This is a genomic window from Streptomyces sp. NBC_00859 (assembly GCF_045161865.1).
Classification (GTDB): Bacteria; Actinomycetota; Actinomycetes; order Streptomycetales; family Streptomycetaceae; genus Streptomyces.
Genome location: NZ_CP108826.1, coordinates 7,656,145 through 7,676,392 on the forward strand (window position 1 = coordinate 7,656,145; position 20,248 = coordinate 7,676,392).

The 20,248-nt window shown below is 68.9% G+C and carries 18 protein-coding genes and 1 riboswitch; of the genes, 11 read left to right on the plus strand and 7 right to left on the minus strand.

From position 1 onward, the window contains the following. Positions 1-213 precede the first annotated feature (213 nt). The 4 genes from lysX (at position 214) to OG584_RS33740 (ending at position 5,490) form a co-directional block, all read left to right on the plus strand. Positions 214-3,528: a bifunctional lysylphosphatidylglycerol synthetase/lysine--tRNA ligase LysX gene (gene lysX, locus OG584_RS33725; RefSeq protein ID WP_405783519.1), complete on the plus strand. Its 3,315-nt coding sequence runs from the start codon at positions 214-216 to the stop codon at positions 3,526-3,528. Positions 3,529-3,553: 25 nt separating this feature from the next. After that, on the plus strand, positions 3,554-4,360 hold the full coding sequence (locus tag OG584_RS33730; protein ID WP_405783521.1) for a DUF4389 domain-containing protein: 807 nt from the start codon (positions 3,554-3,556) through the stop codon (positions 4,358-4,360). A 137-nt stretch (positions 4,361-4,497) separates the two neighbouring features. Continuing rightward, positions 4,498-4,677 carry a hypothetical protein gene (locus tag OG584_RS33735; RefSeq protein ID WP_405783522.1) on the plus strand — a complete coding sequence of 60 codons (180 nt, stop codon included), beginning with the start codon at positions 4,498-4,500 and terminating at the stop codon, positions 4,675-4,677. Positions 4,678-4,950: 273 nt separating this feature from the next. Beyond that, complete coding sequence (locus OG584_RS33740) at positions 4,951-5,490, plus strand: ferritin-like fold-containing protein (RefSeq protein WP_405783523.1); 540 nt, start codon at positions 4,951-4,953, stop codon at positions 5,488-5,490. A 281-nt stretch (positions 5,491-5,771) separates the two neighbouring features. Here OG584_RS33740 and OG584_RS33745 read toward each other — a convergent pair whose 3' ends face one another. The 3 genes from OG584_RS33745 to OG584_RS33755 form a co-directional block, all read right to left on the minus strand. Next, positions 5,772-6,299, minus strand: a complete 528-nt coding sequence (locus OG584_RS33745) for a hypothetical protein (RefSeq protein WP_405783525.1) — start codon at positions 6,297-6,299, stop codon at positions 5,772-5,774. Between the two features lie 233 nt (positions 6,300-6,532). Beyond that, the gene (locus tag OG584_RS33750) at positions 6,533-6,937 is read right to left on the minus strand and encodes an alpha/beta fold hydrolase (RefSeq protein WP_405783526.1); all 405 of its coding nucleotides are present in this window, start codon (positions 6,935-6,937) and stop codon (positions 6,533-6,535) included. Between the two features lie 537 nt (positions 6,938-7,474). Continuing rightward, complete coding sequence (locus tag OG584_RS33755) at positions 7,475-8,098, minus strand: CGNR zinc finger domain-containing protein (protein WP_405783527.1); 624 nt, start codon at positions 8,096-8,098, stop codon at positions 7,475-7,477. A gap of 225 nt (positions 8,099-8,323) precedes the next feature. Here OG584_RS33755 and OG584_RS33760 point away from each other — a divergent pair, with 225 nt between their 5' ends. The 5 genes from OG584_RS33760 (at position 8,324) to OG584_RS33780 (ending at position 14,228) form a co-directional block, all read left to right on the plus strand. Continuing rightward, the gene (locus tag OG584_RS33760; protein ID WP_405783528.1) at positions 8,324-9,400 is read left to right on the plus strand and encodes an aldo/keto reductase; all 1,077 of its coding nucleotides are present in this window, start codon (positions 8,324-8,326) and stop codon (positions 9,398-9,400) included. Positions 9,401-9,733: 333 nt separating this feature from the next. Then, positions 9,734-9,904, plus strand: a complete 171-nt coding sequence (locus OG584_RS33765; RefSeq protein WP_405783529.1) for a hypothetical protein — start codon at positions 9,734-9,736, stop codon at positions 9,902-9,904. A gap of 842 nt (positions 9,905-10,746) precedes the next feature. Further along, positions 10,747-10,841: riboswitch (TPP riboswitch) on the plus strand. Positions 10,842-10,898: 57 nt separating this feature from the next. After that, a complete protein-coding gene (locus OG584_RS33770; protein ID WP_405783530.1) occupies positions 10,899-12,239 on the plus strand; it encodes a purine-cytosine permease family protein in 1,341 nt (446 codons plus the stop codon). Positions 12,240-12,655: 416 nt separating this feature from the next. Continuing rightward, a complete protein-coding gene (locus OG584_RS33775; RefSeq protein ID WP_405783531.1) occupies positions 12,656-13,513 on the plus strand; it encodes an acyl-CoA thioester hydrolase/BAAT C-terminal domain-containing protein in 858 nt (285 codons plus the stop codon). Positions 13,514-13,910: 397 nt separating this feature from the next. Beyond that, positions 13,911-14,228, plus strand: coding sequence for a hypothetical protein (locus OG584_RS33780; RefSeq protein WP_405783532.1), 318 nt, complete (start codon positions 13,911-13,913; stop codon positions 14,226-14,228). 360 nt (positions 14,229-14,588) lie between these two features. On the opposite strand, the gene OG584_RS33785 is transcribed toward OG584_RS33780, so the two are convergent. Genes OG584_RS33785 through OG584_RS33800 form a run of 4 tightly spaced genes read right to left on the minus strand, consistent with a single transcriptional unit; the run spans position 14,589 to position 18,110 of the window. Next, complete coding sequence (locus OG584_RS33785) at positions 14,589-15,794, minus strand: ABC transporter permease (protein WP_405783534.1); 1,206 nt, start codon at positions 15,792-15,794, stop codon at positions 14,589-14,591. Then, positions 15,791-16,534 carry an ABC transporter ATP-binding protein gene (locus OG584_RS33790; protein ID WP_405783535.1) on the minus strand — a complete coding sequence of 248 codons (744 nt, stop codon included), beginning with the start codon at positions 16,532-16,534 and terminating at the stop codon, positions 15,791-15,793. The genes OG584_RS33785 and OG584_RS33790 overlap by 4 nt, the downstream gene beginning before the upstream one ends. Next, a complete protein-coding gene (locus tag OG584_RS33795; RefSeq protein ID WP_405783536.1) occupies positions 16,531-17,595 on the minus strand; it encodes a peptidoglycan-binding protein in 1,065 nt (354 codons plus the stop codon). Before OG584_RS33795 ends, OG584_RS33790 begins: the two co-directional genes overlap by 4 nt. Further along, complete coding sequence (locus OG584_RS33800; RefSeq protein WP_405783537.1) at positions 17,592-18,110, minus strand: hypothetical protein; 519 nt, start codon at positions 18,108-18,110, stop codon at positions 17,592-17,594. Before OG584_RS33800 ends, OG584_RS33795 begins: the two co-directional genes overlap by 4 nt. Before the next feature lie 178 nt (positions 18,111-18,288). Between OG584_RS33800 and OG584_RS33805 the strand changes: the two genes are divergently transcribed. Together OG584_RS33805 and OG584_RS33810 are read left to right on the plus strand one after the other, a co-directional pair. After that, the gene (locus tag OG584_RS33805; RefSeq protein WP_405783539.1) at positions 18,289-19,038 is read left to right on the plus strand and encodes a response regulator transcription factor; all 750 of its coding nucleotides are present in this window, start codon (positions 18,289-18,291) and stop codon (positions 19,036-19,038) included. After that, positions 19,035-20,216, plus strand: a complete 1,182-nt coding sequence (locus OG584_RS33810) for an ATP-binding protein (RefSeq protein WP_405783540.1) — start codon at positions 19,035-19,037, stop codon at positions 20,214-20,216. The genes OG584_RS33805 and OG584_RS33810 overlap by 4 nt, the downstream gene beginning before the upstream one ends. The last annotated feature ends 32 nt before the right edge of the window (positions 20,217-20,248 follow it).

Here is a 20,248-nt window from a genome sequence, read left to right on the forward strand (position 1 = left end):
GCGCCGGGAGAGTGAATGCCCGGCCACTGCCCGGCAGGAAGCCAACTCAACCGCGGAGGACCGCGCCGACCGGGCGGACCCGAGTGGTGCCTGTACATCCGGCCCGTTCAGGCAGTGGGGGAGTGGCAGCAGCCATACGGAACAGAGGTGACAACGGCAGATGGGCGAATGTTCACCAGGCAGATCGGTATCGCGTACACCTAATGTGACGGGATGAGCTCAGGTGGTGACGGAGACCGGCTGGCGGCGTGGACACGGTTCCGACGGCGGGTCCCGCACCGCTTCGCCGTCTTCTTCAGCGCCGTGGCGGCCTACTGCGCCCTGACGGCTCTGATCAGTCCATTGCGCCATGGACTCGGCACCGTGACCTACTGGTTGAACGCCTTCACCATCCCGGTTGCGTCCAACCTCGCGTACGCAGCCTTCCTCTTCCTGCTGGGCGCGGCGACGGCGGCGCGCAAGCGGGTCGCTCTGTGGTTCGTCGTGGTCTACCTGGTGTTGGTGACTCTCGCCGACGTGCTGGTCCTGCTGACCGACTGGGACTGGGAGTATCTCGTCTCCCTCATCCTGTGCGCGTCGGGCCTGGGGCTCCTGCTGATGTCCCGCCGTGAGTTCTACGCGGTCACGCGGCGCGGCGCGGTACGGCGCGCCGCGGCGGTACTGGTCGCCGGGCTCGCGCTGGCGTCACTCGTCGGCTGGGGCCTGGTGGCGCTCTTCCCCGGGGACACGCACGACGGGGGCGCGAGCCGGCTCCTGTGGGCCGTCAACCGTGTCTGCGGTGGGCTGGTCGGGGGCGAGCACTTCAGCAGGCACCCGCACTGGATCGCGACCCTCCTCGGTCTGTTCGGCGCGCTGGCGCTGCTGAACGCGGCGGCCGCTCTCTTCCGCTCGCAGCGGATGGAGGCATCGCTGCACGGAGATGAGGAGGCACGCATCCGCGCACTGCTCACGCGCTACGGCAGTGAGGACTCCCTCGGCTACTTCGCCACCCGGCGGGACAAGGCGGTCGTCTTTTCCGCCAGTGGCAAGGCTGCCATCACCTACCGCGTCGAAGCCGGGGTCTGTCTGGCGAGCGGTGACCCGATCGGGGACCGTGAAGCCTGGACGCAGGCGATCGACGCCTGGCTGAAGGTGGCCACCCGCTACGGCTGGCAGCCCGCGGTCATGGGAGCCAGCGAGGCAGGGGCCAGTGCCTTCTCCCGCTCCGGTCTCAGCGCACTGCAGCTCGGCGACGAAGCGATCCTGAAGGTGGCGGGCTTCGACCTCAACGGCAGGGACATGCGGGTGACCCGCCAGGCAGCCAACCGTGTGGAGCGCGGCGGTGCCACCTTCCGGCTGCGCCGCCACTCCTCGGTGTCCCCGGACGAGATGACGCAGGTCGTTCAGCGGGCGGACGCCTGGCGCGGCACCGAGAACGAACGCGGGTTCTCGATGGCACTGGATCGTCTGGGTGACCCGGCGGACGGCGACTGTCTCCTGGCCGAGGCCTTTGACGGCAAGGGCGAACTGATGGCCCTGCTGTCGTTCGTGCCCTGGGGCAAGGACGGCATCTCACTCGACGTGATGCGCCGCGACCGTACCGCCCCCAACGGTGTCATGGAGTTCATGGTCGCCCAGCTGTGCGCCCAGGCGCCCACCATCGGAGTCCGCCGGGTATCACTCAACTTCGCTGTCTTCCGCGCCGCCTTCGAGGAGGGCGCCAGAATCGGCGCGGGCCCGGTGCTGAAGTTCTGGCGCAAGTTGTTGCTGCTCTTCTCCAGGTGGTGGCAGCTGGAGGCGCTCTACCGCGCGAACGTGAAATACGCCCCCGAGTGGTATCCGCGGCTCCTGTGCTACGGGGACGCCGCGGCGCTTGCACGGATCGCCCTTGCGTCCGGCATCGCGGAGGGCTTCGTGGCTCTTCCGAGTCTGAGCAAGTGGACCGGCCGAGGGCACAGCCGACGCTCCCCGACCCCGGCCGACACCGCTGGACTGCCCTCGCTCACCGAACTCGGCCTGGACGGAGCGGCGCCGAGCGCTGCAGAGCTGCACGAGCGGGAACTCGATGCACTGCCCGAGCAAGTACGTCTGCGTCACCGCACATTGGAGAGGCTCCAGGCGGCCGGCGTCGACCCGTACCCGGTGGGAGTACGCCGCACCCACACCTTGAGCGAGGTCGTCGCGGAACACCCGGCCCCGGCCGCCGGCACCCGCACGGGTGACACGGTGCGGCTGGCCGGGCGGGTCCTGCTCGTCCGCGACCACGGCGGGATCGTGTTCGCGACACTCCGCGACTGGTCGGGAGACCTGCAGGTGGCACTCACCAGGGACGACAGCGGATCAGAGGTGCTGCGGACCTTCGGCGCCGATGTGGACCTCGGTGACCTCATCGAGGTGGAGGGGGAGGTCGGAGCGAGCGACAGCGGACGGCCGACCGTGTTCGTGACCCACTGGCGACTGACCGGAAAATGCTTGCACCCGCTGCCCGACAAGCGGCACGGCCTGTCCGATCCGGAGGCCAAGGTCCGTCAGCGATACGTGGACCTGGTCGTGTCGAAGAGCGCCCGGGAGACCGTACGCGCGCGCAGCACAGCTGTGCAGGCGCTGCGTCAGGGGCTGCTCGACCAGGGGTATATCGAGGTCGAGACGCCGATGCTCCAACAGATCCACGGCGGTGCGAACGCCCGCCCCTTCCGCACTCACATCAACGCCTACGACCTCGATCTCTATCTGCGGATCGCCCCCGAGCTGTATCTCAAGCGGCTGTGTGTCGGCGGTGTGGAGAAGGTGTTCGAGATGGGGCGGACCTTCCGCAACGAGGGAGTCTCCTACAAACACAACCCCGAATTCACGATGCTGGAGGCATACCAGGCGTTCGCCGACTACAACGTGATGCTCGACCTCGCCCGGGAACTGATCCAGGGTGCGGCAACCGCGGCGTTCGGCAGTGCCACAGCGCGAAAAGCCGACGAGAACGGCAGACTCGTCGAGCACGACATCTCAGGTGTGTGGCCCGTCAAGACCGTCTACGGGGCGATCTCCGAGGCCCTGGGGGAAGAGGTGGACGCCGGTACGGACCCGGAGAAACTGCGCCGGCTGTGCGGCACTGCCGGCGTACCGGTGCGGCCGGAGCACAGCCGCGGCGACCTCGTACTGGAAATGTACGAGCGACTGGTGGAGGAGAGGACCAAGCTCCCCACGTTCTACAAGGACTTCCCGACGGATGTCTCCCCACTGACCCGCCAGCACCGCCTGGACCCGCGCCTCGCCGAACGCTGGGACCTGGTCGCCTTCGGCACGGAACTGGGCACCGCCTATTCGGAGTTGACCGACCCGGTCGAGCAGCGCCGACGGCTCACCGAGCAGTCGCTGCTGGCGGCGGGCGGCGACCCCGAAGCGATGGAACTGGACGAGGACTTCCTCCAGGCACTCGGATACGCCATGCCGCCGACCGGCGGACTGGGCATCGGTGTGGACAGGCTGGTCATGTTCCTCACCGGTCTGTCGATCCGCGAGACGCTGGCGTTCCCACTGGTACGGCGCACCTGACAGAGCGAGGAATGGAGCAACTGACATGACACAGCCGGTGTGGGACAGCAAAATGCCCCCGGAGGCCGACGAGTGGCTTCCGGCACTCGACATTCCCGAACCGCAGGCACAGCGCCGTCTCACGGTTCTGGTGCGCTGGCTCCTGCTGCTCCCCCAGTTCATTGTGCTGTTCGTACTGGGCATCGTGGCTTTCCTCGCGACGGTGGCGGGCTGGTTCGCTGCCCTGTTCATCGCCAGGCTGCCCGGCGCCGTCGCCCGATACCTGAGTGGATTCCTCGCCTACGAGACCCGAGTGCACGCGAGCGCGCTGCTCCTCGTCGACACATACCCTCCCTTCGCGCTCACGCCTGCGCGCGCCTATCCGGTCCGGATCGAGGTGCGGCCCGGTCGGCTGAACCGGCTCGCCGTGCTCTTCCGGATCATCCTGATGATCCCGGCAGCCATCGTGCAGGGCCTCTTCGTCTCGGGCTGGTACGCCGTGTCTTTCGTGAGCTGGATCGTCGTACTCATTCTGGGTCGCATGCCCCGGCCGCTGTTCGAGGCCACCGCAGCCCTGCTCCGGTTCACCATGCGCTACAACGCGTATACCAGCATGCTGACATCGGCCTACCCCAAGCGTCTGTACGGAGAACGGGACACCCCCGGCACACCGGACCAGGCTCCACCCATGTCGGCCACCAGACCCCTTCGGCTGAGCACCACAGGCACGGTGCTGGTCACGGTGTTCCTGGTGATCGGACTGATCGTCAACATCTTCGGCGGCACCGCGACGCCGTCGGACAGGACGGACGAGGTGTCGTTCTCGTCGGCGCACTGGGCGACCGGGTTGTGACGAGGGGGAGCGTCGTCCGGCAGAGGCCCCGCTGTGCCCGGACACCGGGAGCGCCTGTCGCTGCCACGCACTGCGTCCCGTCGGCTCGACGGCCGGGGGAGCCGTTTGCTGAGCCATCTCCCGGGCACACGGCCGACATGTCTTTCCTCACCAACCTCAAGCGCAAGAGGGCCGAGCAGATCGAGCAGCGGCGTACGGCGGCCACATTGGAAGCGGCGGCCCGGGGGGAGTCTCCTGAGCAGGCTCGGCGCGCCGGGGAGCGCGCCGCCCGCCGCGGCAACACCAACGCCGCGATCACCGGCGCGATCAACAGCTGAACCCCGGCAGGCGGCGGCCCGCTGGCGGGATCGTGCAGGCCCGACAACACGTCGGCATGTGGTCGCGGATTCGGACGCGGGCCGGACGTCGCTTCGCGCACCGTCACCCGGCTGGTGGCGCCGGCGCCCGTGCGCCGATCCGCCGGGCGGGCGCCCCGCTCCGACGTGCCGCGCGCGTCGGACCGGGAGGCCGCCGGTTCCCGCTTACGCTTTCGCCGCCGCTTTCCGCACCAGACAGCACGCACAGCAGCACTGACCAGATGGGAACTTCCTGTGCCGAACCAGTTCGCCCTCGACCTCTCCAAGATCCGAGAGGACGCCCGGAAGCACCTCAACAAGGGCCCGGTCACCTCGGCCAACACGTCCGACCTGCGACGCCTCATCGACGTACTCAACGAGGTCGTAGCCACTGAGATGGTCTGCTATCTGCGGTACACGCAGAATGCGATCGTCGCACAGGGCATCAACCGTGAACAGGTGGCCGCACTGTTCCGGGAGCACGCCGACGAGGAACTGGACCACTTCAAGCGGGTCTCGGACCGGATCAACCAGCTGGGCGGGACCCCGGACCTGGACCCGGCGACCCTGGTCGCCCGCTCGCACACCGAGTACGAGGCGCCCGCGGAGAACGACCTTCAGGAGATGATCCGGGAGAACTTCGTCGCGGAGCGCATCGCCGTCGAGACGTACACCGAGATCGTGCGCTGGATCGGCGACAGCGACCCGACCAGCCGCCGGCTCATGGAGGACCTCCTCAAGGAGGAGGAGGACCACGCCGACGAGCTGAGTGACCTGTACGAGCCGAAGTCCTGACCCTGGGGGGTGGCGGGGGAGCCCGAGGCAGTTGCTGTTGAGCTGGCTGGTCCGTTGGCCTGCTCGTGGAGGGGCGGGGGCCGGGACGCCGGTCGCGCATAGGGGTCTCGACCAAGGTGTTCACGCCGGAGCTGGTGGACGCGACCGTGGTGGTCCTGAGAATCCGGAGCGGCCGCAGTGAGGTCGCACCGGGGCGATGGGCGCACAGCCAGACCACCAAACAGCGCAAGCACCGGGGTGCCGGACAGCCCCGAGCCGCGAGCTCAACCGCCTTGATCTCCCTACAGCTGGTCCCCCCTGCTGGGTGGTTCCGGAGGATGCCTCCCGCCACCGTCCTTGATATCCGCTTCGCAGGTGCGTCGGTCATAGGACTGGTCATTGGGGATCAGCAGCACGCCGTCAACCTGCTCAGGGTGCTCGACGGCGAGCCATTCGTTGCCCGTGAGGGGATCGTCGGCCGGCCCGAACGCCTGGGACGAGGAAACCGTCTGACATCCCAATGTCACGCGTTCCTTGTCGACCGCGCAGGCGTCCACCGCGGGGTCGGAATATTCGTCGGCGCCGTCGAAGCGGAAGCGGAAATGGACCTGGTCACCTTCGGAGGGCACCTGCGGGTGGGGCTCAAGGCTCCAGCCAACGACCGCGGCGGTGACGCCGAGAGGCTGCCCATCCGTGTCCACGACCTGCACCCTGACACCGGCCCTACCGCGCTCCGCCGTCGTGTCGGTGCAGCCCCAGGAAGAGCAGCCGGACAGGGCGAGAATCACCAGAGCCGGCGGGGCAATGGCGAGTACCCGTGCGGGGAACACCGAGATGACCTCCGGTCGGGGTGGGGCGGGCAGTGTATCCCGGGGCCCGGTAGCCGCGGGTGCTGGGCGGCGAGCGCCTGCGGCGGCGAAGAGCCGAAGCGCAGAGGAGCCCTGTGAAGTGTCCTCGGCCGGGGGTGAGCCGGAGGCCGGACCGGAAGAGGGCGGTAGTCCCCTGGTGGAGTCCACAGCAACCCGGCAGCACGCCGGGCGCGTTCTCGGACCCTGTGCATACGTCAGTCCCGAAGAGGGCCGCAGAGGGCGTCGGTGACCGCTTGCCGGTCCACCGGGTGCCGGGCAATCCAGCTGTCGAGCAGGTGCCCGGCCTCCGCGAGGAGCAGTGTGCGGGTCGCGGGATTGGCGCGCAGAGTCCTCTCGATCAAGTCGGCCATACCCGCCGGGACTTCCTCGTCGTGACCGGGCAGGACCAGCAGGATTCGCCCCTTGAACACCGCCAGGACGTCGAGAGCAGGGCTGTCCTGCCAGATGTGTGGCGTTTCGAAAGCCAGACTCTTGAACGACGAGTCGCCGAAGGGGATGTCGCGGAGAGTCGCCGAGTAGATGCCCGGAGCGCACAGGACCAGGTGCGTAACGCGGTCACCGAACCGGCTGACCAGGTCGACTGCCGTCTGGCCGCTCATGCTGAACCCGACGAGGGTCAACGGGGTTTGCGGGGGCAGTCGGTCCTCGATCAGTGAGGCGACCTGGTCCCGGCCGGCGGTCTAGTGTCAGATCGGACCACCGTCCCGAGCTCTCACCGCTCCCGGTGAAGTCGAGGCCCAGCACCCGGTATCCGCGCGCGGCGAGAGCCTCGGCCAGGGGGAGACTCGGCTCCTTGCTGTCCGCGCTGCCTCCACCGTGCATCAGGACGGCGCACCCCTGCTCGCCCCGCTCCCCGCCCGGCGCCACCTCGAAGTAACTGAGCTGCTCTCCGTCCCAAGCGTGGGTTGACCTGCTGACTGCGGCCAGTGCTGTCATCGCGTCCTCCGAACCGAAATAAAACCAACTGCACGGAGTGACGCGCCCCGGCTCCGGCTGCCTGGCCGACACCTGAAACCCTGTCCAGGCGTGCTGCTCGTTGGGCTCACGGGCTCACGGGCTCACGGGCTCACGGGCGCGCGGAAGAAGGCTGAACGATTGGTTCCTGGCCGCGCCCGCGGTGTGTGGCCGCGCCCGGGTCAGGATGGCTGCGCGCACGCAGCGTCCTTGACCCGGTTGCGATAGGCGCGCTGTGATGCCTGCGAGCTGCAAGCGGTACTGCAGTAGAGCCCGGAGGAATTGCGGGTCTTGTCGAAGAAGCCCGAGTAGCAGTTGGTGTTCTTGCACATCTTCACGCGCATCCAGGCGCCACGTGAGTCCAGGTCGGCTGCGGCGGCAAGGAGCCCGCCGAAGGCACCGAGCACCCCGGTCTGCGAGGGCGCGAGCCGGCAGCCGTCTCCCGTGATCTTGAGGGTGAGCGGATAGCGCTCGGCGGTGCGCTGCAGATACTGCTCGGCTTCGGGGAGGATCTCCGCCCTGTTCACACAGCCGGAGTGCGTGAGGAAGATGGTGCAGAGCGCGTCCCTGAGCTCGTGCGCGGCCACGACATCGGCCTGGGTGACAGCCGCGCCGTCTTCCATGAGGCCCGCCTCGGCCAGCCATGCGGCGAGACAGGCGCTGTCACCCAGCAGCTCCACCGGCTCGCTGCCATGGGGCGTGGTGTTCACGAAACCGAGAAGCAGGTCCGAGCTGCCGCACAGGTGTGGTGGGCCCGCGTGGGGACCCTTCGATGTGTGCGTCACGTCGGCCGTGTGTTGCTGCATGCCTTTACCTCCTTGATGAGTCTACCTCACGCCTGAGGCCAACCGGAGTTGCTATTCCAAGACGTCTATAACGTTGGTCATCGATGAGTCGCCAAACGTTAGGAGTGTCAGTGCTACGGTTATCCCGCCGAGTGAGTCGATCAGCTTGGTGCCCTCTTCGTGTGCGGCTCGGCTGCTCGCCGCGCCTCCATGCAGGGTGCGCCGGCACACCAGAGACGGGGAATCATGACGCTCAATGCCTACTACACACTGGGCCGGTCGGGTCTGCGGGTCAGCCCTCTCGCACTCGGCACCATGACCTTCGGCCAGTCCGACTGGGGCGCCGATGCCTCCACCTCGGCGCAGATCTTCGACGCCTACCTCGATGCGGGCGGGAACTTCGTCGACACCGCCGACATCTACAGTGCGGGCGCCAGCGAGGAACTGGTCGGCAAGCTGATCGCTGAGCGCGGCATACGCGACCGCACCGTCCTGTCGACGAAGTTCACCCTCGGTGGACGCGAGGGCGACCCCAACGCGGGCGGCAACGGCCGCAAGGCGATGCTGCGTTCCCTGGAGGGCTCGCTGCGCCGGCTCGGGACCGACTACGTGGACCTGTACATCGTGCACGCCTGGGACGCCCTCACCCCGGCCGAAGAGGTCATGCGGGGGCTGGACGACCTGGTCTCGGCCGGGAAAGTGCGCTACGTCGCGTTCTCCGACGTTCCTGCTTGGTACGCGGCCCGTGCCCAGACACTGGCCGAGTGGCGCGGGTACGAGCCGCTGGTCGCCCTGCAGTTGGAGTACTCGCTCGCCGAACGTGGACTGGAATACGAGTTCCCCTCCCTGGCCCAGGAGTTGGGCATGGGGCTGATGACCTGGGGGCCGCTTGCCAAGGGCCTGCTGTCCGGGAAGTACTCCGCCGGCGCCTCCGCGACCGAGGATCTGCCGGAAGGGCGTATCAAGGTCGCGGCCGGCACCGCGTCTCTCGCGGACAACCGCAGCGAGCGCAACTGGCGCATCGTGTCCGAACTGGCCGAGGTGGCCCAGGAGATCGGCAGGAGCCCCGCCCAGGTCGCGCTGAACTGGGTGGCGAACCGCCCGGCCGTGGGCTCGGTGATCCTCGGCGCCAGCAAGCTGCACCAGATCCAGTCCAACCTGGGCGCGCTCGACTTCACTCTCCCCGATGACCTCCGCACTCGCCTGGACGAGGTCAGCGCGCCGCCGGCCGCCGTTCCCTACGCTTTCATGTCCTCCCTGCAGCGCCGTCTCAACGCCGAAGTCCAGGAAAAGCCCACCATGTACCGAGCCAGCGCACACTGAGGAACTGTCAACCGGCCGGCCGTGAGCCGTCCGCCGAATCGGACACCCGACCGGAGGCGGGGTGCCGCCCGGCCACGCCGGAGTGCTCCTTGGCCGCTCGCCGTACAGACAGGTCCAATGGCCTGCCACCCCCAGTCCCGGATCCGTCCCCGGCCGGACGGTCCTTGAAGTGATGAGCCCCCTGACCCCGCGGCTGGGCCGGCTGGGTGAATCGGCCGGGCACACCGTCCGACTGCGGCCCTCAGGGGTCTGGGCCCGTGCCCAGGGGGTACGGGGTCCTTTTGACGGGCCGTGTACTGCCGGTCCTCATCGCTGGTCAGAGGGAGGAACGCTATGGGTGTCTTCGGGTGGATGCGCGGCAGGACCGAGGAGAAGATGGAGGAGTCACGTGTGAAGGCGTACAACAAGGCGGTTGACCGCGGGGCCACTGAGGCAGAAGCGAATGCTGCCGGCGAGCGGGCGGCGAAGCGCCGCCGCCGTGTGCGGCGGGCCAACATGTCGTGAATATCCCTTCGGTTGCCCCCGGAGCCAGTGCGCGCGGGTGGCGAGCCGCGCCCCCGGTAGCGGTACCGGCCTGTGCGGCTGCGCTCGCCCGAGTTCGCAGCGGACGGCTATCCGTGACCGCTGCGAACTCGGGCGAGCGCAGCGGCGGTTGCTCCCACCGACCGTAGGATCGGGCCCGGCGTGGTTCGCGATGAGATGTGGGGCGCGTGCTCGGGGGCGTGGAGGGCGCGTCGCTGCTCAGCCGGAGACCGGTTGCGACGTGGCTTCGGTATGGGGTGTTTCTGCCGTGCCCATGGCGTCGAGACGCCGGGCACAGCAGAGGTGGACGGTGTCGCCGGTGGGCCAGCAGGTGCGAGGCAGGATGGCTTACGGTCGCGTTTGCGGAGATCGCCGGGCCTCTCTATCGACCGGGCGCACGAAGGGGCCGAGGAGTGGCTGTCCCTCAGCCGCTGACGTCGCGGAGACAGGCGAACGTCAGGTTCATCGTCGGAGCAGAGTCCACTGCTGCCACCACGGACGGCCTCGCCCGGCGGAACCGGTGCGGCCCGCGGCACGGGCCGGAACGCGGATCATCCCGGCGACGGGCCGCACGATCCCACCTGAGGTGCACACCTGTCGCTGAGCTCTGGCCCTGGCGGCGCTACTGGGCGCGGAGCCGATCGCATGTCCGGGCTGCCGCAACGGGGCGACCGCGTTCCCGCGCGAGACGGCACAGGTGCTCAAGGTCACGCTGAAGCGGTGACGTCCCTGCGGCAGGGCTGGGGGCGCAACCCGACCGGCAGCGGTCCGTAGTCACCACCCTCACCACGGACAGCGTGACGCCGCACGTTAGCCTTGCGGTCGTACCGGACACGGGGTGCCCCATCCAGGGGCTGAGATCACACCCGCCGAACCTGAACCAGTTAGCACTGGCGGAGGGATGTCGCTCATGTCATTGCCACCTGCTCCGAGCAGCACGTCGGCCACAGGTCCTCGATCCGTCTTCGGCGGCCGTATGCCCGCCGAGCCCGGCGATTTGCGTATCGAGGCACGCGGGATCGCGCCGGTGCCCGCGCAACATCGCTATGGCGGCCCCGGCCGGCTGTTCACCGTGTGGTTCGCACCGAATCTGACCATGACCGGGGTGTTCACCGGCACTGTCGGCATCGTGCTCGGTCTGGACTTGCCCACCGCGTTGGCGGCGGTGGTGCTGGGCACCGTCGTCGGCGCCGTCCCCACCGCGTACCTGGGAACCTGGGGCAGTCGCACCGGCGCGGGTCAGCTGCCGCTGGCCCGGCTCGCGTTCGGTCGGTCCGTCACGGTGCCTGGCCTGCTGCAGTGGCTCTCGTCGGTGGCCTGGGACGCACTCATCGGGCTGTTCGGCGGGGACGCGCTGGCCAGGCTCTGCGGCTGGCCGTTCTGGCTCGGTGTGCTGGTCATGATGCTGGGGCAGGGGTCTCTCGGCGTGCTGGGCTACGAAGCGATACACCGGCTGCAGAAGCTGATGACCTTCGTGCTCGCCGCCGCGTTCGTCGCCCTGGCCATCAGACTCCCGGACAGTGTCCACCCCGCGGCCCCCGGCGGCGCCCACGGCGCCGACCGCGCCGGCGCGTTCATGCTGACCAGCACGATCGCTCTCAGCCTCGCGCTGTCGTGGGCGCCGTACGCCAGCGACTTCAGCCGCTACCTGCCGCAGGACACCTCCCGGCCACGCATGTTCTGGTACACGCTCCTCGGCGTCACCATCTCCTTCGTGGCGGTTCAGTCGCTCGGGCTGTGGGGAGCCGCCGCCTTCACCGACCAGACCGCTCGGGGCGTCGACCGATTGCTGGGTGGCGGCGTACTCGGCGGGCTGGGACTGCTGGCCGTGGCGCTGGCTGCTCTGTGCAGCAACGCCATGAACGACTACAGCGGTTCGCTGGCTCTGCAGACCATCGGACTGCGCATCCCGCGTCCGTTCGCGGCCGCTCTCGCCGCCGCTCTGGGGTTCCCACTGGTGCTGTGGATGCACGCCGCTGACACCGCCGCACGCTTCCAGAACGTGCTGCTGTTCGTCGGCTACTGGATCCCTGGCTTCGTCGCTGTCGTCGCTGTCGACTGGTACGCGAGGGCTCGCGCCGGCGAACCGGTCGACCCGACGGCGGAGACGGGTCGCAGGCAGTCCGGCCGGTCCGCACTGGTGGCATTCTGCGCCGCGTTCGCCGCAGCGGTTCCGTTCATGAACACCGGCCTCTACACGGGGCCGGTGGCTGCGGCGCTGCACGGCGCCGACCTCGCCTACTACGCGGCCTTCCTCGCCGCGCTCGTCATCTACGCTCCCCTCAGGCTGCGTCGTCGCCCGGCAAGCCCGAGCTGAGCCGGAAGACCATGCGCTCGGCCGGCATGAGCGCGGGACCTGAGGGCCGCCCGTGGCCGACGGCGATCGGAACCGGGCATCCGTTGCCTGACGCCCGGTCAGTGCAGTGACTCGGGACGGCGGTGCCGCCGCCTGGCTGCTGGACTTGGCGTCATGTTCAACGCCGGTGACGGGCCGTGGATTTGGCGGCATCAGAACACGGCCGGGCTCCGCGCCGTGCCGCATGAGGCGCGGGTCGGGTGACAGCTGAAATGAGGACCGCCCCCCAAGAATCGCCGCCATAACGAGGAACCGTCATGACTCGTGGAACAGGTCTGCATACGCCGCGCCCCGTTGATGCCGGCCGGTGCGCTCTGCGTCGCATCGAGGCCGAATAGGCTGGTTCGGCACACGGGGGCCGACCGCAGGGAGCGCATGTGGAAGTGACGGAGCGGGAGCTGACCAGTCCGTGGGAAGGTGTTCTGTTCGCTCCCGAGACCGGCGCCGATGTCGGCGTACTGGTCCTGGCGGGATCAAGTGGACGTATCGAACGTGAGCGAGCACGCCTCCTCGCGGAGCAGGGCGTCGCTGCCCTGGCGATCCGCTGGTTCGGTGGTCCCGGACAGGCTCCCGGAATCTGCGAAATCCCCCTGGAGACCTTCATCCGCGCCGTCGATTTCCTCCGCTCGGGCGGGGCGCGCCGCATCGGCATCCTCGGTGTCTCCAAGGGGGCCGAGGCGGCGTTGCTCACCGCCGTGCGCGAACCGCGGGTGGACGTGGTGATAGCGCTGTCGCCGACCTCGCGGGTCTGGTGCAATGTCGGATCCGGCGGTGACGACGAGCGGCAGCCTTACCGGTCGTCCTGGACGTGGCGGGGACGGCCGCTGCCCTTTGTCCCCATGGATGACTCCTGGGCACCCATACCCCCGGCAAGCGGTCCGATCCCCATCCGGGGATGGTACGAACTCAGCGAGAAGACCTTCAGCCATCTGGTTCCTCCCGCTGAGATACCCGTGGAGAAGGCCCGCGCGGATCTGTTGCTCGTCGCGGGTGGCGACGACGCGATGTGGCCGTCCCTGCTCTTCGCGGAACAGCTGGCGCGACGCCGGCGTGCGGCCGGGACCACAGTGCGACTGATCGGCCGCCACGATGCCGGCCACCGACCACGTTTTCCGGGTGAGAGCCCGGCGCCGTCCTCCCCGCGCTTCCAGTACGGAGGCACACCGGAGGCCGACGCGCTCCTGGGCGCGGATGCCTGGCCACACGTTCTGGAGGTGCTCAGCAGCAGCGGCTGACGTACAGGCCTCTCACGAGTGGTGAACGCCGCGAGCACAGTCAGGCCCTGCGGTCGGTGAAGGCTGGCGTCAGCCCCTGGTGGCGGAGGTACGAGCGGTAATGGGCACTCCAGGAAGCCGGGCGGCGCGGCGTAGACCGGACGCGCGGCCGCGCCGTGATGCCGCTCGCCGGAGAGGCCACCCGATCCCACCGGCCTGACGGCCCGACCGGTTTCGTCGTCCGCCCCGACGGGTAACTCGGTTCGCGTTTCCCGCTCGTGGAGACCGCGGCAGCCTGTCCAGCTGCCTCATGGCTGTCACCGAGCCGAGGTGAACACTGGGGGAGAGGGGAGGATGCCGGGAGGGCGTGGTGGATACCCGCCCTGTGCGGCCTGGCCTGCGAGGCATGATATCGAACATGAGCAAGCCGGAGCTGAGGGAACTGCTGTCACAACTGTGGGAGAAGCACTTGCGCGCACCGTTCCCACCACACATGCGCGGTCAAGTGATCGAAGGGGAGGACATGGTGTTGCTGGACGCAGGCATCGCCGGCTGTGTGTCCTCGTCGCTGTCAGGATCACTCGAGGGAGAGCGACGCCAGATCCTCCTCAACTGCCTCGCGGATGTGGAGAATGTCCTGCCGTTGATCGATGACGGGGCCGGCGCCAAGTACTACGAACACCTGCGCCTGATGGCCATGGTCGCAGTCGAACTCGGGACCGTCGGCGCCCAGTAGCGGTGGGCAGTGCGGACGCTGGACCAGCCCACGGCTTGCTGTTCGGCGCGACTGTATGCGCGCGCGGTAGGGGGCTGGTCAGCACCGGTGACAGCGTTGGCGTCGTACGCGCGGCAGGGCCTGGCTCAGCATTCCGGCAACCACTCCCGCCAGTCCTGTGGTTGGACATGTGGCGTGAAAGGGGGCCAGCCACGCGAAGCACCGTCGGTCACGATTGCCCAGGACACGAGGAGGCCCCGCACCCGCACCGTCGGTACGGTGCGAGGCGGGGCCTCACGAGTCTCCCAGCGTCTCCGGGCGTCCCCGCGCCTATCCACGCGGACGATCAGCGCCGCCGTGCGTCGCGCGGCTGTTCTGCGGTCACGCCGCGTGCAGCGCCAGCGTGGGGGAGAGGCGGGAGGCGCGGACCGCCGGATAGAGACCGGCGACGGTCCCGATGACAAGGGTTGCTCCGAAGCCGCCCGCCACGGCCCACAGGGGGATGACCCAGGGAATGCCGCTGCTGAGCGCGTAGGCTCCCGTGGCCAGGGCGCCGAGGACGATGCCGGCTGCGCCGCCCAGTCCGGAGAGCAGGAGGGATTCGGTGACGAACTGGCCCCGTATCTGGCCGCGGGTCGCGCCGATGGAGCGGCGGAGCCCTATCTCGTAGCGCCGTTCGAGCACTGAGATGATCATGGTGTTCGCCACGCCGACTCCGCCGACGAGCAGAGCGACCGCGCCGAGTCCGAGGAGCAAGTTACTGAAAGCGCCCTCTGTGGCGGCTTTGGCCTGCAGGCCTGAGGAGGGGTCGCTGACGCTTACGTTGCGCGGCGTCTGCGGGTCGACCGCCCGTGGGATCAGCCCGTGCACTGTGTCGACCCGGCTGTCGGCGGAGCGTTCGTAGACCGATGTGGGCAGTCCGTCGAATCCGAGCCGCGCCCTGGCCACGTCCCACCCGACCAGTGCCGAGCGGGCGATCTCGGGGGCCAGCGGCAGCGCGTCGAGAATGCCCAGGACGGTGAAGTACTGATTGTCGATGTACACCTGCTGGCCGGCCGCGGTAATGCCCAGCCGTTGTGCGGCGACGTCGCCGAGTACGACCGATGGGTATTTCCCGGTGGCGCCGTTGAGCCAGCTCCCACTGCGTATCCGGGCCCGGAGCGTGACCAGCAGGTCCTCGTCGGAGCTCTGGACCGAAATGCCGCCCGTGATGGTGTCGGGGATCTTCTCCGACCGCCGGACCGTATGGGACAACTCGGCTGTGGAGCCCACGTGTTCAATACCATCGATACGGGCCACGCGCCCGGCCGCGTCCCTGGCGAGCGGGATCTTCTTCCCGGTCAGCAGATCAGTTCCGGGTGTGACGACGAGCATGTTGGTGCCGAGCTTGTCGAGCTGGTTGAGGAGCTGCTGTTTGCTGGAGGCGGAGATGCCGACCACGGAGATCATCGTGGCGATGCCGATGGCGATACCGAGGGCGGAGAGCACGACACGCATCGGGCGGCTGCGCATACCCGCCGAGCCGGTGTGCAGGATGTCCCTCGGAGTGAGCCTGGCAGGTTTGAGGGACGGGCCGCGGCGGCTCATCGGGTGTCCTGCGCCGTCTGAGCGCCCTTGGGCCGGGTCTCACGTTCTTGGTGGGTGTCGGCGACGACCAGTCCGTCGCGGAGGTTGACCTGGCGCGGCAGTATGGCGGCTATTTCGGTGTCATGGGTGATGACGGCGATGGTCGCGCCCTCCTGGTTGAGTTCGTGGATGAGCTGCATCACGGCCTCACCCGATGCGGAGTCCAGGGCCCCGGTCGGCTCGTCGGCGAGAAGGAGGTCGGGTTCGCCGACGACCGCGCGGGCGATGGCGACGCGCTGTTTCTGACCACCGGACAGCTCATGCGGTTTGTGCGTCAGGCGTTCGCCGAGACCGACACGCTCGAGCGCCCGGACCGCACGCCTGCGGCGCTCGGCACGCGGCAGCCCGGAGTAGAGCAGGCCCTCGGCCACGTTGTCCTGCGCACTGATGCCGGGCACGAGATGGAACGCCTGGAAGACGAAACCGATGTGCTGGGCCCGCAGCGCGGAGAGCCTGCGGTCGGACAGCGCGGCTGTGTCGTGGCCCGCGATGTGAACGGATCCGGCGGTGGGTAGGTCCAGGGTGCCGACAATGTGCAGCAGTGTCGATTTGCCCGACCCGGAAGGACCGACGATCGCGAGTAGCTCACCGCGCTCGACGGTCAGATCCACCCCGCCCAGTGCGGCGACTCCGCCGGGGTACTCCTTGGTGACGCCGGTCAGCTCCACCACGGGCCCGGACAGTTGGCCTGCGACGCTCATGTCCGGGGCACCCCGACCTTCGTACCGGCGCGCAGCCCCTCGCCGGAGACTTCGACGCGGCCCTGGGCGAACATGCCGAGCTTGACCTTGACCTCGCGCGCCTGACCGCCTTCCACCACTTGCACGCCGAACGACCCGTCCTCCAGGGCGAGCAGCGCTCCGACGGGAACACTCAGAACATCCCTGCGGGTCCTGCCGGTCAGTCTCACGGTGGCGGGAGACTTGTCGATGCCGCTGACCCTGGAAGGGTCGTCAAAGGTGACAGCGACACTGATCCTGGGGGTCTTGTCGTTCGGGTTGTCGCCCGTCTTCGCGGTCGTCCCGACTGATGAGACGGTGCCGGTCGTGACCGTCCCGTCGGGCAGTTCCACCTTCACCTTGCCGCCGCGTGTGACCAGTGCTGCTTCCGAGACCTTTACCTGGAGCTGCACCACACGTTCGGAACTGGTGATCGTCAGGAGCTGCTGCCCGGACACTGCCCGGTCGCCGACGGCCGCTCCCGTGCTCTGTACACGTACTGGCCCCGACGCGAACGCTATCTGCCCGGGTCCCGTCGCGCCGGTCACCTTCAGACCGTGCGCCTTCTGCCATCGACCGACAGCCTCGGCCGTTCCCTGCGTGAAGTCCTCGTCCTCAGCGATGCCGCCGCCGTACCCGAGTGCGATCAAATTCGCCTTCAGCTGCTTGACATCGGTGCCCGTTTCGCCCTTCTTCAGTGCCCGGTACATCGGTTCGGTTCCGTACATCAGACGTACGTCCTTGCCGTCGAGAGCGTAGAGACGGCCGTCACGCCTTGTCCTCGAGCCGCTGCCCGGCAGCCAGGTGAGGGTGCCCGGCGCGCCGGCGTTGACCTTCTTCCGCTGGGAGTAGCCCAGGGTGCCGTCCACGCTGGTGCTGCTGATCAGGTCGCCCTTGTCGACGGTGGCGGTGTCCGGCGGCAGAGCGCTCTGCCGATCGCCGGATTCCTGGTCGCCGTGCCCGGCCCACCCGGTGGCCGCGAAACCGCCCCCGGCCACTACCGCGAGGGCCGCGAGCGATCCGGCGATGACACGGGGCCTCATGCGGCGCACTCGTTGAGCGCCTTCATGAACTTCCCCGGGTCGGCGCCCTCGGGGACCTTGAAGCCACTGTTCGACCCGTTGGGTCCCGGCTTCGGGTCGGGCATGTCGAAGCCCTTGTCCCGCACACACTTGGCGATCTTCACCTGCTGGTCCTGGTTCTGCTGGGCGGTCCCACCGTCCCCGCCGCCACTCCCTCCGGAGGCCACACCGGAGCCGCAGCCCTCCAGCGCCTTCTGCCACTTGTCCGGTGAGACTCCTGCCGGAGCCGCGAGCGACTGCGCGTACGGGTTGCTGCCCGGCTTGAGGTCGGGGACGTCCATGCCCTTGCCCCGCAGACACGAGCGCAGCTTCTGTGCGTTGTCCATCGCCGCCGAATCGCCGCCCGAGCTGCTCGTTCCGCCGGAACTGTCCGACTTCTTCACCCCGCCGCCGTCGGAACCGGAGCAGCCGGCGGTGACCAGGGCCAGGCCGGCCATGCCGGTCGCCAGGGCCAGGGTGAACTTGTGGTTCCTCATCGTCTTCTCCCTGAGAGCTGAGAGGTGGTCTGTGACGTCAGCCTCAGCGGCGGACGAGGGAGAGGTTCACAGAACCCGCTGTTTCGTTTCCCTTACAGCTGCCACCGTGCGACTGCCACCGCCCACCGTGCCCCGCTGTAACAGCGGCGAAAGGCAGCCGTCGGGTACACAGGGAGGCATGCGTGTACTGGTGGTGGAAGATGAGGCGTTTCTGGCCGCGATGATCGCCGAGGGGCTGCGGCGCGAGGCGATCACGGCCGACGTCGCCCTGGACGGCCTCACCGGGTTGCACAAGCTGCAACTCGGTGACTACGACGTCCTCGTCCTCGACCGGGACCTGCCCGGTATGCACGGCGACGAGCTCTGCCGCCGGGTCGTCGCCGAGGGAGTGCTGACCCGGATCCTCATGCTCACGGCCTCCACCGCCGTCCCCGACCGGGTCGAGGGCCTCGGTATGGGCGCCGACGACTACCTGACCAAGCCCTTCTCGCACGACGAACTGCTCGCCCGCGTCCTCGCACTCGGCCGCCGGGCACAGCCCGCGCTGCCCCCGGTCATCGAACAGGCCGGCATCGTCCTGGACACCGCACGCCGCCAGGCCAGCCGGCACGGCCGTACGCTCGCCCTGACCCGCAAGGAGTTCGGCGTCCTGGAAACACTTCTGCGCGCCGACGGCGGAGTGGTCAGCGGTGAGGACCTCATCGAAAAGGTCTGGGACGAGCACACGGGGTACGACACGAACCCCGTACGGGTCGCACTCAGCCGGTTGCGCGCGAAGCTCGGTGAACCCCCGGCCGTGGAGACCGTGCCGGGCGCCGGATACCGGATCCCTCCGGACCGCCGCACCACAGGAGCCCCGGAAGCCGAGGAGCCGGGTGCTTCCGCCGTGCCGCAGAGGCCGGCCCGGCCGCGGGAGGGCGGCCAGTGATCCACCGGCTGATCCCCGCCACCGAGCGTGCCCGGCTCACCGCCCTGTACGGGGGACTGCTCGTCCTGGCCGGATGCATCCTGGTCGTCCTCATCTACCTGTTCGTCCAGGACGGCCTGGACAGCCGCATCGGGGATGCGTTCAGGGCCGCGCCGCCCGGCGGTCGGTCCGTGCCTTCGCCGACCGGCCCCGTGCCCGGAGACCTCATCTCCTCCGACCGTGCGGGCAAGTACGCCCGTACGCAGACCGTCGAGCTGATCACTTCTTCCACCCTCAGCCGCCTGCTCACCGTCTCCGGTATCGCCCTCGGCGTGTTCGCCGTCCTCTCGGTGTTCCTGGCCTGGTGGATGGCGGGCCGGGTGCTCCGCCCCGTCGGTGTCATCGCCGCCACGGCGCGCAAGCTCTCCGGCGACAATCTCCACCAGCGCATCGACCTGACAGGGCCGCCGGGCGAACTCAAGGACCTCGCCGACACCTTCGACCGGATGCTCGGCCGTCTGGAACACCTGGTCACCGCACAGCAGAGATTCGCCGCGAACGCCGCGCACGAGCTGCGCACCCCGCTCGCCATCCAGCGGGCAGCCGCAGAGATCGGGCTCGCCGACCCCGACCCCGAACGCGTGCAGTGGATCCGCGGCGAACTCATCCACGTCGCTGACAGGAGTGAGCACCTCATCGAGTCGCTTCTGCTGCTCGCCACCGCGCAGCAGGACCTGGAACGCCGTGATTCCGTACGTCTGGAAGAGGCCGCAGCGATCATCGCCGCTGACGTCGTCGACGAAGCCGAGCAACGGGAGATCACGGTGACCACCACGCTGGAGCCCACCACCGTCGCCGGCGACCCCGTACTGCTGAGCCTCCTGATCCGTAACCTCGTCGACAACGCCCTGCGCTACAACCACCGCGGCGGCACGGTCCGCATCGGCCTTCACGACCGCACCCTCACGATCTCCAACTCGGGCCCGCTCGTACCTGCCGACGACGCTCCACACCTCTTCGAGCCTTTCCGCCGCCTCAACGAACGCACCCACAGCGCGGGCGAAGGCGCCGGCCTCGGCCTGTCGATCGTCGCGTCCGTCGCCCACTCCCACGGGGCCGAAGCCGCAGCCGAGGCCAATCCCGACGGAGGTCTCACGGTGGCAGTGGATTTCGGCGGCACGGATCCCCTGCCGGGATGACGCGTGCCTCGCCCGCGCAGGGGCCCGCAGCC

Excerpts from the sequence above, each read along its gene's own strand:
- OG584_RS33790 (WP_405783535.1), bottom strand. The coding sequence starts at position 16,534 with ATGAGCGTCGCAGGCCAACTGTCCGGGCCCGTGGTGGAGCTGACCGGC.
- OG584_RS33730 (WP_405783521.1), top strand. The coding sequence starts at position 3,554 with ATGACACAGCCGGTGTGGGACAGCAAAATGCCCCCGGAGGCCGACGAG.
- OG584_RS33785 (WP_405783534.1), bottom strand. The coding sequence starts at position 15,794 with ATGAGCCGCCGCGGCCCGTCCCTCAAACCTGCCAGGCTCACTCCGAGG.
- OG584_RS33780 (WP_405783532.1), top strand. The coding sequence starts at position 13,911 with ATGAGCAAGCCGGAGCTGAGGGAACTGCTGTCACAACTGTGGGAGAAG.
- OG584_RS33805 (WP_405783539.1), top strand. The coding sequence starts at position 18,289 with ATGCGTGTACTGGTGGTGGAAGATGAGGCGTTTCTGGCCGCGATGATC.
- lysX (WP_405783519.1), top strand. The coding sequence starts at position 214 with ATGAGCTCAGGTGGTGACGGAGACCGGCTGGCGGCGTGGACACGGTTC.
- OG584_RS33735 (WP_405783522.1), top strand. The coding sequence starts at position 4,498 with ATGTCTTTCCTCACCAACCTCAAGCGCAAGAGGGCCGAGCAGATCGAG.
- OG584_RS33765 (WP_405783529.1), top strand. The coding sequence starts at position 9,734 with ATGGGTGTCTTCGGGTGGATGCGCGGCAGGACCGAGGAGAAGATGGAG.
- OG584_RS33800 (WP_405783537.1), bottom strand. The coding sequence starts at position 18,110 with ATGAGGAACCACAAGTTCACCCTGGCCCTGGCGACCGGCATGGCCGGC.
- OG584_RS33760 (WP_405783528.1), top strand. The coding sequence starts at position 8,324 with ATGACGCTCAATGCCTACTACACACTGGGCCGGTCGGGTCTGCGGGTC.
- OG584_RS33755 (WP_405783527.1), bottom strand. The coding sequence starts at position 8,098 with ATGCAGCAACACACGGCCGACGTGACGCACACATCGAAGGGTCCCCAC.
- OG584_RS33750 (WP_405783526.1), bottom strand. The coding sequence starts at position 6,937 with ATGAGCGGCCAGACGGCAGTCGACCTGGTCAGCCGGTTCGGTGACCGC.
- OG584_RS33770 (WP_405783530.1), top strand. The coding sequence starts at position 10,899 with ATGCCCGCCGAGCCCGGCGATTTGCGTATCGAGGCACGCGGGATCGCG.
- OG584_RS33795 (WP_405783536.1), bottom strand. The coding sequence starts at position 17,595 with ATGAGGCCCCGTGTCATCGCCGGATCGCTCGCGGCCCTCGCGGTAGTG.